Genomic DNA, 13,476 nt, shown 5'->3' on the forward strand with positions numbered 1-13,476 from the left:
ACGGGTGCGGCGGACAATGACGCGAAGCCTCCCGTCGACGCGCGGGAACAACGAAAGGACAACTGTGGCAGTCGAGATGTTCTACGACGACGACGCCGATCTGTCGATCATCCAGGGCCGCAAGGTCGCGGTGATCGGCTACGGCAGCCAGGGACACGCGCACTCGCTGAGCCTGCGCGACTCCGGCGTCGAGGTGCGCATCGGCCTGAAGGAAGGCTCGAAGTCGCGGGCCAAGGCCGAGGAGGCCGGCCTCACCGTCGGTACCCCCGCCGAGGTCTCGGAGTGGGCCGACGTCATCATGGTGCTCGCGCCCGACACCGCGCAGGCGTCGATCTTCAAGAACGACATCGAGCCCAACCTGAAGGACGGCGACGCGCTGTTCTTCGGCCACGGCCTCAACATCCACTTCGGTCTCATCGAGGCGCCGGAGAACGTCACGGTCGCCATGGTCGCCCCCAAGGGCCCCGGCCACCTCGTGCGCCGGCAGTTCGTCGACGGCAAGGGTGTGCCCGCGCTCATCGCCGTGCACCAGGACCCGAAGGGCGAGGGCCAGGCGCTGGCGCTGTCCTACGCCAAGGGCATCGGCGGCACCCGCGCCGGCGTCATCAAGACCACCTTCAAGGAAGAGACCGAGACCGACCTGTTCGGTGAGCAGGCCGTCCTCTGCGGTGGCACCGAGGAACTGGTCAAGACCGGCTTCGACGTCATGGTCGAGGCGGGCTACGCCCCCGAGATGGCCTACTTCGAGGTTCTCCACGAGCTCAAGCTCATCGTCGACCTCATGTACGAGGGTGGCATCGCCCGCATGAACTACTCGGTGTCCGACACCGCGGAGTTCGGCGGCTACCTCTCCGGCCCGCGCGTCATCGACGCCGGCACCAAGGAGCGCATGAAGGAGATCCTGAAGGACATCCAGGACGGCACCTTCGTCAAGCGTCTCGTCGCCAACGTCGAGGGCGGCAACAAGGAGCTCGAGGGCCTGCGCAAGAAGAACGCCGAGCACGGCATCGAGGTCGTCGGCAAGCAGCTGCGCGACCTGATGAGCTGGGTGGACCGGCCGATCACCGAAACCGCCTGACCCCTTTGTCGAGGAGATATCCCGTGTCCCATAGTTACGAATCCGGTGCCGCCGAAGGTTCGCCGACGAGCCCGGTCGACGTGGGCCCGTCGGCGGCCGGGGAGCTGGACGGCGTCGTCGTCGCGGTCTTCGGAGCAGGTTCCCGGGGCGACGGCCTCAGCAACGGCCAGGCTGCGGCGCTCACATTCGCCTGGGCGGGGGCTGCGGTCGCCTGCATCGACGTCGACGCCGCCGCCGCCGACTTCGTGACACAGCAGATCGTGGCCGAAGGCGGGACGGCGCTCGGAATCCAGGCTGACGTCACTTCGGAAGACGATGTAATGCGGGCCTTCTCGACGATCGGCACCGAGTGGGAGCCGCCGCTGGCGCTGCACAACAACGTCGGTGTCACCATCGCGGGTGACGTCGTGGAACTCGACCGTGCGGGCTGGGACAAGGGAATGGCATTGAACGCCACCAGCTGTTATCTCACCGCGCGCCACGCCCTGCCGCACATGCTATCGAAGGGCAAGGGGGCGATCGTCAACGTCTCCTCAACTGCGAGCATCCGGCACACCGGCTACGTGTATCCGGTGTACAACGCGAGCAAGGCAGCGGTGAACCAGTTGACGGTGTCCTTGGCGTTGACGTACGCGTCCCGGGGTATCCGAGCCAATGCGGTCCTGCCCGGCGTCATCGACACCCCGATCGGCCGCCAGGTCCGCGGTCCCGACGTGGATCTCGAGAGCGAACTGGCCGCCCGCAATGTTGCCAGTCCTACCGGGAGGATGGGCAGTCCGTGGGACGTCGCCAACGCCTCGCTCTTTCTTTTGAGTGAGCGAGCGCGGTATGTGAACGGAGCGCTGCTCCCCGTCGACGGCGGTCTGAGCGCGCGGTGTATGTAAGCCGGCCCTGATCCGGGCACAGTGAACGGCAGTGGGCGGTCGCACCTCCCGATCGGGGGTGCGGCCGCCCACTGGCGTGTGCTGTCAGTGCGGAGCGGTGATACTGCGGAAGCGTTCCTCCGCCCGGTCGATCTCGGCGATCTGCTGGATGATCTCCTTCGGAGACTGTTCCCCGATCACCTTCTGCAGTAGCGGGGTGTGGTCGAAGATCGCATCTCGGATTGGGCATAGGGGGCAGGCGCGTGGTGAAAAAGCTCTCCCTCCGTCCAGGCGCGCTGTACCTGACGCGAGGTGTGACGTCAACGGGGAGCCTCGAAGTCCTCGAGTGCCGCTCTGACTGAGGTGTAGTCGGACAGGTCGCCGCCGGCGAGGCGGCGGCCGAGGAAGTAGCCGTCCTCGGTGGCCATCCCGGCGCCGTATACAGCATACGGCGACGTTGCGTGAGCAGCGTCGCCGACGAGCTTCCAGCTGAGGACCGCGTTCGGCCGGTTCCACATCGAGGTGTCGACGAATTTGATCATCGAGGGGTGTCAAGGCGGTTGTCCAGCTCCGCACCGGGATGTCGGGAGCGCTCGACGTCCCGGGTACCGCAGTGTCCCGGATCGCTACGGACGCGGGCAGTTCGGCCGTCGGACCACGTTCCCGTCACCTCGACCACGGCAGCGCGGGCTGCTACGGAATCCAGGGCGTCAGCTCGGGGGCGTACGAATAGCTCACGGTTCCCTCGTCGTCGTAGGAGCCACGGCCGAATGGCGGCGAGCGTTCGTGCGCAGTACAGGCTGCCGCGAGAGTCGACTCTCGCGGCAGCCTGCATTCGAGGGTCTCAGACGACGGTCTCGACGGAACCGAAGTCCATGTCCATCGGGCGGATGAACGACCAGGTGGAGTGGACGACCCGCCACTGCGAATCGTCCTCGCGCTGGTAGAGTTCGATGCAGTTGTACTTCATGTCGATGAGGTTGGTGTCCGCGAAGAGCTGGTAGGTCAGCAGTGCCATGTCGGTGCCGAACTGCACGCGCGGACTGCGGAATTCGTAGGTGTCGGCGTGGAGTTTTCCGTCCAGTTCGTCGAGGAACTTGTCGACGGTGTCGTGGTTCTCGACCCGCTCGGTGTTCGTTCCGTCGAAGTAAGTGAAGCTCCGGCGGGACCAGAGTTCGCGGTATCCCGACACGTCGCCGGCGAACCACTTGTCGAGGGCTGCCTTTTCCAGCCCGATGATATGCTCGGCAAGCTGCTTCTGCTCGGGGGTATAACCCTGTTCGTACTCGGTCACGCGGGTGCCTTTCGCAGTGTTCTGCATCGACTTTTCCTCAGCGAGAACGATTTTCGTGCGTCTTCAGCCGGCGCGGTGCGCGAAGGTTTCGGGGTCGACCGGCCGCTGCGTCCTCGGGAGGCCCTCGACGACCAGAAGGTACGACTCGGTGACCAGGTCGTCGACGAGCCCCGGGTCGAGGTCGCCGTCGGGGTGCAGGGCGATCCAGTGCCGTTTGTTCATGTGGTAGCCCGGTGTCACGTCGCTGTGGCCTCCCGGAGCGAACGCGCATCGAACGGAGCGGACTTGAGGATCACGATCGGCACACCGGTGATCGCGGTCTGCAACATGAACACCTTGTCGCGGAACTTGTAGACGTCCCAGTTCGCGCCGAAAGGGTGGGTGAGCACGGCTCCCGGGAGTTCTTCTGCGCGTGCGCACGCACGCTGCTGCAGCGCGGTGCCCTTCATCGTGCCTCCTCGTGTCGTCGTGCTCGGTTCCCGACGATTCCGATTATGGTCCGGACACTCGGCTCACATGCAGCGCGCCGTCAGCCCTCCGTCGACGGGCAGCGACACGGCGTTGACATAGGCGGCGCGATCGCTCAGCAGGAACTGCGCAGCGTGTGCGATGTCCCACGGGCTGCCCATCTGTCCGGTCGGGCTTGCGGCGTGGCGCGCCGAGAGCTGTGCGTCCAGGTCGCCGCGGCCGGAGACGAAGGCGCGGCCGATCGGCGTGTCGATCAGCCCGGGCAGCACGGCGTTGACCCGGATACCGCGCTTCGCGTACGTCAAAGCCAGCGACACAGTCAGCTGATTGACCGCGGCCTTCGTCGCGTTGTAGACGGGGTACACGTATCCCATGTCCCGGATACTGGCAGTCGACGATACGTTGACGATTGCACCCTTGCCTCGGTCCAGCATGGCGGGGAGTGCGTGCCGGATGGTCGAATAGCAGCTGGTGAGATTCACCGCGATTCCCTTGTTCCACTCTTCGGGTTCGAGGGTGGTGATCTCTCCTGCCATCGCCACGCCCACGTTGTTGTGCACCGCCGTCGGCGGTTCCCAGGTGGCTGCGATCTCGGCGTACGCCTTGACGATGTCGGACTCGCTGGTGACGTCGGCCTGGATGGCCAGGGCGGAACCGCCCTCGTCCGTGATCTGCTGCGCGACGTGTTCGGCTGCGCTCGCATCGAGATCCATGCAGGCGACTGAGGCCCCGGCGCGCGCGAAGGTCACCGCGGCGGCCTGCCCATTGCTCACCCCGCCCCCACGGGAACCTGCGCCGAACACGGCCACGACCATCCCCGCGAGTTCGTTGCTTCTGGAAGGAGTGCCTGCCGCGTCAGCGGGCGCGGCGTCCGTGTCGAGATTGGGTGATCCTGCGTTCGTCATCTGAAGACTCTCTCGTGGTGCGCCGCACGTGGCAGCGGAGATCAGGGGCAGGGTGAGGTGGCTCGGCCTGCTCGACTGTCGAGTGGTACCGGCTGACGCCCCGCGGTCCGTAACACGGACCGCGGGGATCGCAGATACGCGACGCACAGAGGTCGGGGGTCAGTCCCTGTCGCGGGCGTGGAGCAGCAATTCGACGAACTCGGCTACCGACATGCCCGGAGCGGCACCGATCCCGGCGGCCAGTTCGTTGACGGTGGAGAGGATTCCGTTCTCGTACACGTCGCGGGCATCGCCGATTCGGGCGGTGTCGTGCGAGACGGCTGCGGCGGGAAGTCCGGCAGCGCTGAGTGCGCCGAGCGACGAGACTCCCGCATTGTCTTTTCCGATTCCGGCGTCGTTGAAGACGGCGCCGCGCAGCGGCATACTGAGTGCGTAACGGGGCACGTTCTGCGAGCAGTGCGAGCCGGCGACGATAAACTTGTTCGCGTCGCCGCTCTCGATCTCGCTGATCGAGTCCATCAGGAGGACCAGGTTGTCGTCCCGGTCCTGGGGGTCGTATCTCATTGTTCCTTCGTCCCTTCGTGGGTGGAGATCTCGCATTCTGCGGGTCGAGATCGGCGCGGTATCTGGATTCAGCTGTGCAGAAGTCGGTTTCGCGGCTTCCTAGATGCGGAGAACGCCTGCGGCCGTCATGCCTCCGTCGACCGGTAGAACCTGACCGTTCACGAAGTCGGCGCCTTCCGAAGCCAGGAACGACACAGCTGCCGCAATCGAGGCAGGGGAACCGTACTGACCTCCGGGTAGGAGGCGGCAGAGTTCGTCACGCGTGGTCTGGGTGTGCACCTCGCGCGCGAGGGCAGTCTCGGTCGGTCCAGGGGCCACGGCATTGGCCGTGATCCCGAAGGGAGCGAGTTCGACGGCGATCTGCCGTGTCAGCCCGTTGAGCGCACTCTTCGACGTGCCGTAGGCGGTGCGTCCGACGCCTGCACGGAGGCCGCTTACCGAGCTGATGTTGACGATGCGGCCCCAGTTCCGGTCGCGCATCAGTCGCGCGGCGCGTCGGCTGCAGTGGAAGGGGCCGGTGACGTTGATCCGGAGGGTCCGCTCCCAGTGATCGACAGGAAAGTCGAGGAAGTCGAAGGTCGTCGCGACCCCGGCGTTGTTGACCAGGATGTCGCATCGGCCGTGCTCTCGCTCCACCTGATCGAACGCCGCATCGATCGACGTCGTGTCACCTACGTCCAAGGCCAGGGACTCGGCACTGTAGCCGAGTTCGGTGAGCTTCGCTGCGACCTCCTTGGCGCTGTCGACGTCGCGATCGCTGGCAATGACGTGGTGCCCGTCCTCGGCCAGTCGTTCGGCGATCGCCGCGCCGATGCCGGCGCCGGCGCCGGTGACGAATGCGATTCTTCGTTCCATCACTTCTCTCCTGCGAGTTCGGCGAGTGGTGCCCGGACCGGTTCGACGCCGTCGATCCGCGACCTTCGTCACCAACGTGTCATCCGATGCGGTTGTCGTTCCGCATTATGGAATCATCCCCACTCATATGGGATGGGCGTGGTCCCGATCTATGCATTTCCAGGTGCCAACCCGGTCACAACTGCACGATAGGAGTGGCGTGCGCCTCAGTCAACTATTCCGCTATGTGGATCGGTTACCTGGGGGTTTGGTGCGCGCACCGGGTCGTGAGTCTGCGCGGGCAGGAAGCGTTACCTCGGCCGATTCCGTGGAACCGCTGCGTCGGCGGTTTCCCGTCGAACAGCTCGGCACGTAGCGGCCGGCATCCAGGCGGGATCGCGACCTCGGCAGGTTTCAGGGCTTGTTCGGGGACTTGTCGCACTCTCCCTCCACATCCCTCTGTTCCGTGATGTGGATCACTTTGCTGGGCCTACGCGGACCTGCTTGACGAGGTGAGCGGTCTGACTCACAGTTCTTCTGCGATGTGATGCGTCGCATTCGCTCGGCCGAGTTGGGCCGCTCCACTTCAGATTTCGGTTGAAGGAGATCTCGGTGACTTCTGGACACGGCAATGCCGGAAACCCGTCGAATTCGGACGAGGCATGGTTCGCCGACAAGAACATGACCCTCGAGGATCGAATGGGGTACGCAGCGTGTGACGACACACTGCCCGAATACAGTCTCAGCCCGTACTCGCGTCCGCGTGACGGCGTCCCGCGGGGAGTCGTCACCGCGCACACGCACCGGAGCACGGCGTCCTATCCGGGCGTTGAGCGGGACTACACCCTGTATGTCCCGAGTCAGTACGACGGGTCCGCTCCGTTGGCGCTCGTCGTCTTCCTGGACGCGTACGAGTACCTCGGTGCGGATTTCGGGGCCATCGCAGCGTTGGACAACCTCAATGCGGATCAACTCATTCCGCTCACGGCGGCGCTGTTCGTCGATGCGGGCAAGACCGGTCCCGGCTACCCCATCTTCGGCGGCAGCGACAACCGGAGCATCGAGTTCGATTCGATCGACGACACCTGGGTCCAGTTCCTGGTGGACGAACTCTTACCGGCGGCGACCGGACACCTCAACATGTCGTCCGAGGCTGCCGATCGCGTCATCGTCGGATACAGCTCCGGCGGGAACGCAGCCTTCACCGCCGCGTGGCACCGGCCGGACGTCTTCAGGAATGTCATCTCCCATTGCGGATCGTTCGTCGACATCCGCGGTGGACACAACCACATCCCTCAGGTGCGCCGATCGCCGCGCAAGCCGATTCGCATCTGGATGCAGACCGGACGCCGAGACGCACGAGTGGTGTTCGGCGATCTCGTGGCCGCCAACCGTGAAATGGCCGCCGCCCTCGAATGGAGCTACTACGACTACAAGTTCGTCATCGGTGAAGGTGGCCACACTCTCCGTCATGGTGGCTACGAGTTCCCTCGAACGCTGCGATGGCTGTGGCGAGACCACCCGGCCACCGCGAAGACCTACTGAGTCGACCGAGAGCTAGGGGATCAGGTGAGTACAACCAACACCCTCTCGAAACGAGGGAACGGTGCGCCGTCAACGGTCGGCGATTCCACCAAGCTGCAGGGTTCGATCGGCACGTTCGGGCTCTTCTTCAGCATCATGTCGTTCAACGCCCCTCTCGTCGTCGTCATGGGCGTCATCCCGATCATGGTCGCAACCGGGAACGGCGTCGGCACGCCCTTCATCTTCGTGGCCGGAGGGGCAATCGTCTTCTGCTTCGCAACCGCATTCCTGCGCATGTCGAATGTGCTGGACCGACCGGGAGCGTTCTATGCCTACGTGACGGCCGGGCTCGGAAGAAAGCTCGGGCTGGGCGCCGGCTTCACCATGCTGCTGGCATATTTCACCTGCGCGTGCGGGTACCTACCGTTTGCGGGCGCCTCCATCGGCACACTTGTGTCGGACAAGCTCAATGGGCCCAGCCTGCCCTGGTACGTGTGGGCGCTGACGGTCTGGGCGTTGGTCGCAGTACTGGGTTTCCTCCGGATCGACGTGTCGGCGAAGGTCATGGCCGTCATCCTGATCATGGAGATCGCCGTCGTCCTGACCTACGACGCCGTCGTGTTCGCTCGCGGCGGTGCCGACGGGTTGAGCGCGGCGCCGTTCTCTCCGGTGCACTGGTTCGACGGTTCGTTCGCCACCGGACTGCTCTTGGCGTGTGCGATGTTCGGCGGTTACGAGATGACCGTGCTGTTCCGTGACGAGGTGAAAAGGCCGGAACGCACGATTCCGCGTGCGGCGTTCGGTCTCATCGCCTTCGCCGTGGTTCTGTACGCAGGTACGACATGGCTCTTCGTCAACGCGCTCGGCGTCGACAATGCCGTCGGTGTGGCATTCGCAGAGGGCACCGCCGCATTCGACGCGTCGATCGTCGCGTTCGGTGGACGCGCGCTGCTCGATATCGCGGCCGTTCTGCTCGTGACCAGTTCGTTGGCCGTTGTCATCTGCGCCCACAACGTGGCGGCGCGGTACCTGTTCAACCTGGGCGCCGACGGCGTCGTGTCGCGATCTGTCGCCGCGGTGCATCCGCGGTTCGGCTCACCGTATCGTGCGTCCATGATTGTCAGTGCCGCGATGTTGATCGCCAACCTCGTTGTGGTCGTCGCGGGCGTCGACTCCATGGTGTTCTATGGTGCGTTGCTCGGTATCGCGGCGCTCACCGGAATCTCCGTGCAATTGCTTACGGCCGTCGCCATACCGGTGTACCTGACCCGACACGACAAGTGGCGAGGCCACCTGTTCTCCTCGTTCCTGGCGCCGTTCGTAACGATCGTCGGATTCGGGTGGGCCGTGGTCATGTCCATCACCGACTTCTCCTCGCACACTGCTGGAGTCACGTGGTTGTCCGCTCTGCTCATCACTATTGTGTATGGAGTATTCATTGGCGGCGTCCTCGTCGCGGTGCGGTTGGAACGCACGAAGCCAGACGTCTATCTGAGGATCGGCCGTCAATGAGAACAAGTCGCTGCGGAGCTGGGGGGTATTGGACACCTTCCGTGGACGACTGCGATGGACCTGAACGGCGGCTCGCACTATTCGATGGGAAGAAGGACGTTCTCGGCGATGGAGGCCCTGATGAGCATTCAACGACCCGCCCACAACAAATCATCCGGATCATGAATGGAGCTGGCCAGTGGTTGCGTACGTGATGTTGGCAGTGGCCATAGTGAGCGAAGTGATTGCAACACTTGCTCTCAAAGCCTCCGATGGCTTCTCGAAGTTGCAGCCGTCGATAGTTGTGATTGCTGGCTATGCCTTGAGTTTCGCGCTATTGGGATTGGCGTTGAGTCGAGGACTCCCAATGGGGCTGGCGTATGCGACGTGGGCTGCAATCGGGACAGCGACTATTGCGATCCTAGGTGTTCTGTTATTCGCAGAGTCGCTCTCGTTGCAAGCGATGATCGGCCTCGGCATGATCATCGTGGGTGTCGTGCTGCTGCATCTCAATACTGAGCATGGGATCAAGCACGAGGAGGACAGCGCGGCATCCGTATCGGAGCAGCGCGAGGTCGAAAGAATCTATGAGTAGCAGACGCGGTGACCGATAGGTTGCCGTTGCGGCGGATCGCGCGCAACAACGGCGCCCTGCCGCCGGTGCGGGGGCGGGTGCTGCGGCACACGTGCGCCGCGAACCGCTCGGTGTTCCGGAGCAGCCGGATGACGGCGGGCCGGCCGCCCGCGTCTTGGCGGCGACCACCTGCGTCCACCGCAGCCACGCGCACGGTGGGCAACTGGTGTGGCTGTGGGTGAAGGGCAGGGCGCGGACGGTGCCGCGGCCCTCCTGATCGGTCTTGGTCTTGCGCAGGCGGATGTGCAACCCGTCCAATCGATGAAGTGAGACGTCGCTGCAGGTGAGGGCGACGAGTTCGCTGCGGCGGAAAGCCCCGGCGAACCCGAGCGGCAGGAGGGCGGTGTCGCGGCGTTCGACCACTTCGTCCGCCCAACTCTGGCAGTCGGCGCGGGTCTTGTCGACGATGGCGACGATGTCGGCGGTGAGCAGCGGCGCCCGCGGGGTGCGGGGGCGCTCGCCGGTGGTGGCGTAGTCGCGGCGGATCCCGGACATCGTCGCTTTGACCAGGTCGTCGCCGGTGGGGTTGGGGTGCCCGCTCTGGCGGTGGTGGTGGGCGATCGCGGCGAGGCGATGCGCGAGGGTGGCCGGGGCGTAGGTCCGCTCCCCCGCCTCGGTGACGGTGTCGGCGCACGCGACCAGGTAGGCGGCCACGGTGACCGGGTGCGCCGGCACCGCGGTGTGGCCCTCGGCGGCGCACCAGGGGGTGAAGGCCCGCCACGCCGAGGCGTAGGTGCGGCGGGTGCCGGCGCCCCGCACCCCGGCCACCGACTCCGCGATCCGGTCGGCGGTGGCCGAGGCGAGATCCGGCAGCGCGTGCCCCGGCGGGGTCCCGGGTACCGCGAGCGGCGCGTCGTCGGCGGGTTCCGTCTCCATATCCTCGGGTGCAACCCGTACCGCACAGCGCCGACAGGGCCTCGGCGTGGGAAGACACGCTCACCTCGGGGTTCGCGGCAATAGCTGCGTGAATGGCATTTTCATGCTCGACATGTTCAGCGGTCGAAGCCTCGGATCGAGGGTCGGCACATCCGCGCCCGTCAGATCGTGCTCTCCGAGCAGCCCGACCATCCGTCCCTACCGAAGTCACTCGCGCAGATGTTCGCACGGCGGCGTCGCGCCGTCGGTGAGCGGAACGATCTCGAACCCCAACGATTTCCGGAACAGAACAACGCGGCGGAACAACGATTCCGGGGCGAGCCGATCGGCCACCACGGTCGGTGAGCCGATCCGCTGGGCCGGCCACGAACCCGCCAGATCCCATTTGCCGCTGTGCGTCACCGCCAGCACCGCGCCCCGCCCACCTTCGACCGCCCCGTGGATGTGTTCGAGTCCGCCTGCCACGGATTCGACGCGCTCGGCCAGCCGCACCACGATCCATCGACGGCAGCCGGAACGCCTCACACCAGTACCTGGTGTTGGAGCGCAGGCTCGCGCGCACCAGCTCGTCAGGCACCTGCGTTGCGGTGGTGGACAACACCGGGCCAGGTTGCGCCGCACCTGAACCGGCCCACCACCGCGGGCCGCGCCGTCGGCGGCCACCTCGAACATGCGCATCGCCCACTGCTGCGGCAGTGCGCGCACCGGGATGACCGCCCGCGCACCGCCTGATCCACGCGCCGGCAGACCACGGCGCACGAAGGCCCGGCCGGTGCTCCCCGGCCGGGCCTTCGTCGTGCCTCTGCGCGCTAGGACTTCGGGCTGAACGCCGCCAGCGGCTCGGAGCCGGACCAGTCGTGGCCCCAGTAGCTGTCGGCGGTGATCTCTTCGGCCGTGTAGTACGACTCGTCGACGAGCATTCCCTCGGTACCGAACTCGAGGTCCCAGCCGCCGGGGGCGCGCACGTAGAACGAGACCATCTTGTCGTTCGTGTGCCGGCCCAGCGTCGAGGAGATGGAGAACCCGAGTTTGCGCACCCGGTCGAGTGCCTGGCCGACGGCGTCGAGGGTGTCGACCTCCGTCATCAGGTGCACGAGGCCGGGTTCCTCGGTCGGCGGCGCCGGGCACAGGGCCAGGCTGTGGTGGCGCTGGTTCACACCGAGGAACCGCACGCGTCGCGCCGGGCCGGGAGCCTGGAGCCGGATCGCGCCGCGCGGCAGGAAGCCGAGCACCTCGGTGTAGAACGCGTGCGCCGCGTCGAAATCGGTGGCGGGCAGCACGACGTGGCCGAGGCCCTGCTCGCCGGTGATCCACCGGCCGCCGTGCGGGGTGACGACGGGGCTGTGGTCGAGCACCGGACCGAAGAACACCTCGACGCGGGTGCCGATCGGGTCGTCGAACGCGATGACCTGCTCGGCGTCGCGGTAGTCGCACTCTTCCTGGGAGAGGACCTCGACGGTGACGCCCGCCTTCTCGACGGTCTCGCGGACACGCTGCAGGGCGAACTGATCGCGCACCTCCCAGCCGACGGCGAGCGCCTTGTCGGATTCGCCGGGCAGCACGATCAGGCGGGCCCGCCGCTCGTCGACCCGCAGGTAGAGGCCGTCCGGCTCGGGGCCGGAGCCGACGGCCATGCCGAGGCCGTCGACGACGAGTTCACGCCAGCGCGCGACGTCGGTGGTCTGGATCCGGAGGTATCCGAGTCCTCGAATATCCGTCATTTGTGTTCCTTCCGGGACGTTCGGCGGGAGAGCTAGATCATCGAGCGGTGGACGCCCTGCGGCTCGCCGCCGAGCTGGCTCAGGGCCGACGCATAGAAGATCGAGCCGGGCACGTGGATCGCGTGCGTCAGGCCGGCGTGCGCGTCGCGCCAGAACCGCTGCATCGGGGTGTTCAACTGCAGCGCACCGCCGCCCGCGCGGGCGAAGATCTCGTCGACGGCCCGCACGGCCCGCCACGCCGCGGCGGTCTGGGTGCGGCGCCCGATGGCGCGGTCCTCGAAGGTGACTTCCTGGCCCTTCTCGGTCTTGTCCCAGAAGCGGTCGACGGTGTCGAGGATCGCGGCGCGGGACGCGGCGATCTCGGCGGCGGCTTCCCCGATCGCGAACAGCACGTGCGGGTCTTCCTTGATCGGCACACCCGTGATCGCGACGCGTTCCTTCTGCGCGGCGATGTGGCACTGCAGCGCGCCCTCGGCGATGCCGATCAGCGACGAGGTGATGCCCAGCGGGAAGATGCACGAGAACGGGAAGTTGTACAGGGTCTGGGACAGCCCCGCCTCCTTCGGGGCGGTGCCGTCGAAGACCTTCGCCGCGTCGAGGGTGCGGTAGTCCGGAATGAACGCATTCTCGACGATCAGGTCCTTCGAGCCGGTGCCGCGCAGACCCACGACGTTCCAGCTCTCCTGGTCGATCTCGTAGTCCGAGCGCGGCAGCAGCACGTGCAGCACCTTCGGCGGCATCAGGCGGTTGCCGTCCTTGTCGCCCACGGCCGCGCCGATCATCACCCAGCCGCAGTGGTCGGTGCCGGACGAGAAGGACCAGCGGCCGTTGAGGATGTACCCGCCGTCGGTGGGCACGGCGACACCCATCGGGGCGTAGGGCGAGGCCATCCACATGTCCGGGTCCTCACCCCACACCTCGTCCTGCGCCTTGGTGTCGAAGAACGCCAGCTCCCACGGGTGCACGCCGACGATGCCGGTGACCCAGCCCGTCGCGCCGTCCATCGCGCCGATCGCCATCGCGGTCTCGGCGAACTCGCGGGGATGGACCTCGAGGCCGCCGTACTTCTTCGGCTGCAGCATGCGGATCGCTCCGGCGTCGCGCAGCCGCTTGGCGTTGCTGTCGGTCAGGCGCATGAGCTTGTCACCCTCGGCGCCCTCGGCGCGGATCTCGTCCGCGTACTGGATGATGTTGTCCAAAACCTGGCCCATGACTGTCAGCTCT

At 66.2% G+C, this 13,476-nt stretch carries 15 protein-coding genes and 1 pseudogene; 5 read left to right on the plus strand and 11 right to left on the minus strand.

Annotated elements, in window-relative coordinates; genetic code table 11:
- Positions 1-76: 76 nt before the first annotated feature.
- Together ilvC and ACM26Y_RS21040 are read left to right on the plus strand one after the other, a co-directional pair.
- Complete coding sequence (ilvC, locus tag ACM26Y_RS21035) at positions 77-1,078, plus strand: ketol-acid reductoisomerase (protein ID WP_289380760.1); 1,002 nt, start codon at positions 77-79, stop codon at positions 1,076-1,078.
- A 23-nt stretch (positions 1,079-1,101) separates the two neighbouring features.
- Complete coding sequence (locus ACM26Y_RS21040; RefSeq protein WP_416061845.1) at positions 1,102-1,962, plus strand: SDR family NAD(P)-dependent oxidoreductase; 861 nt, start codon at positions 1,102-1,104, stop codon at positions 1,960-1,962.
- A 299-nt stretch (positions 1,963-2,261) separates the two neighbouring features.
- On the opposite strand, the gene ACM26Y_RS21045 is transcribed toward ACM26Y_RS21040, so the two are convergent.
- The 7 genes from ACM26Y_RS21045 to ACM26Y_RS21075 all read right to left on the minus strand — a co-directional run bounded on the left by ACM26Y_RS21045 (position 2,262) and on the right by ACM26Y_RS21075 (position 6,027).
- On the minus strand, positions 2,262-2,483 hold the full coding sequence (locus tag ACM26Y_RS21045; protein ID WP_416061846.1) for a hypothetical protein: 222 nt from the start codon (positions 2,481-2,483) through the stop codon (positions 2,262-2,264).
- 302 nt (positions 2,484-2,785) lie between these two features.
- Positions 2,786-3,262, minus strand: coding sequence for a nuclear transport factor 2 family protein (locus ACM26Y_RS21050; RefSeq protein ID WP_416061847.1), 477 nt, complete (start codon positions 3,260-3,262; stop codon positions 2,786-2,788).
- A gap of 36 nt (positions 3,263-3,298) precedes the next feature.
- The gene (locus tag ACM26Y_RS21055) at positions 3,299-3,457 is read right to left on the minus strand and encodes an MmcQ/YjbR family DNA-binding protein (RefSeq protein ID WP_416061848.1); all 159 of its coding nucleotides are present in this window, start codon (positions 3,455-3,457) and stop codon (positions 3,299-3,301) included.
- A gap of 14 nt (positions 3,458-3,471) precedes the next feature.
- Complete coding sequence (locus ACM26Y_RS21060; protein ID WP_416061849.1) at positions 3,472-3,684, minus strand: hypothetical protein; 213 nt, start codon at positions 3,682-3,684, stop codon at positions 3,472-3,474.
- A gap of 63 nt (positions 3,685-3,747) precedes the next feature.
- Positions 3,748-4,476, minus strand: coding sequence for an SDR family NAD(P)-dependent oxidoreductase (locus ACM26Y_RS21065; protein WP_416061850.1), 729 nt, complete (start codon positions 4,474-4,476; stop codon positions 3,748-3,750).
- 291 nt (positions 4,477-4,767) lie between these two features.
- Positions 4,768-5,172, minus strand: coding sequence for a hypothetical protein (locus tag ACM26Y_RS21070; protein WP_416061851.1), 405 nt, complete (start codon positions 5,170-5,172; stop codon positions 4,768-4,770).
- A 99-nt stretch (positions 5,173-5,271) separates the two neighbouring features.
- Positions 5,272-6,027, minus strand: a complete 756-nt coding sequence (locus ACM26Y_RS21075) for an SDR family NAD(P)-dependent oxidoreductase (protein ID WP_416061852.1) — start codon at positions 6,025-6,027, stop codon at positions 5,272-5,274.
- Between the two features lie 591 nt (positions 6,028-6,618).
- On the opposite strand from ACM26Y_RS21075, the gene ACM26Y_RS21080 reads away from it, so the two are divergent.
- From ACM26Y_RS21080 to ACM26Y_RS21090, 3 genes are all read left to right on the plus strand, one after another.
- Positions 6,619-7,551, plus strand: coding sequence for an alpha/beta hydrolase (locus ACM26Y_RS21080; protein WP_416061853.1), 933 nt, complete (start codon positions 6,619-6,621; stop codon positions 7,549-7,551).
- Positions 7,552-7,575: 24 nt separating this feature from the next.
- Positions 7,576-9,042 carry an APC family permease gene (locus tag ACM26Y_RS21085; protein ID WP_416061854.1) on the plus strand — a complete coding sequence of 489 codons (1,467 nt, stop codon included), beginning with the start codon at positions 7,576-7,578 and terminating at the stop codon, positions 9,040-9,042.
- Positions 9,043-9,235: 193 nt separating this feature from the next.
- The gene (locus ACM26Y_RS21090) at positions 9,236-9,616 is read left to right on the plus strand and encodes a DMT family transporter (RefSeq protein ID WP_416063723.1); all 381 of its coding nucleotides are present in this window, start codon (positions 9,236-9,238) and stop codon (positions 9,614-9,616) included.
- Here ACM26Y_RS21090 and ACM26Y_RS21095 read toward each other — a convergent pair.
- The 4 genes and pseudogenes from ACM26Y_RS21095 to ACM26Y_RS21110 form a co-directional block, all read right to left on the minus strand.
- A pseudogene (locus ACM26Y_RS21095) lies at positions 9,588-10,531 on the minus strand (integrase); the annotation flags it as partial. The gene ACM26Y_RS21090 and the pseudogene ACM26Y_RS21095 sit on opposite strands and share 29 nt — an antisense overlap.
- Positions 10,532-10,738: 207 nt before the next feature.
- Positions 10,739-11,236, minus strand: a complete 498-nt coding sequence (locus ACM26Y_RS21100; protein WP_416061855.1) for a hypothetical protein — start codon at positions 11,234-11,236, stop codon at positions 10,739-10,741.
- Between the two features lie 104 nt (positions 11,237-11,340).
- Positions 11,341-12,252, minus strand: a complete 912-nt coding sequence (bphC, locus tag ACM26Y_RS21105) for a biphenyl-2,3-diol 1,2-dioxygenase (RefSeq protein ID WP_416061856.1) — start codon at positions 12,250-12,252, stop codon at positions 11,341-11,343.
- 32 nt (positions 12,253-12,284) lie between these two features.
- Entirely contained in the window at positions 12,285-13,463 is a 1,179-nt protein-coding gene (locus ACM26Y_RS21110) for an acyl-CoA dehydrogenase family protein (RefSeq protein ID WP_416061857.1), read from the minus strand.
- Positions 13,464-13,476 lie beyond the last annotated feature (13 nt).

This window comes from Rhodococcus indonesiensis, from assembly GCF_047782815.1.
In the GTDB taxonomy this organism is placed as follows: domain Bacteria; phylum Actinomycetota; class Actinomycetes; order Mycobacteriales; family Mycobacteriaceae; genus Rhodococcus; species Rhodococcus indonesiensis.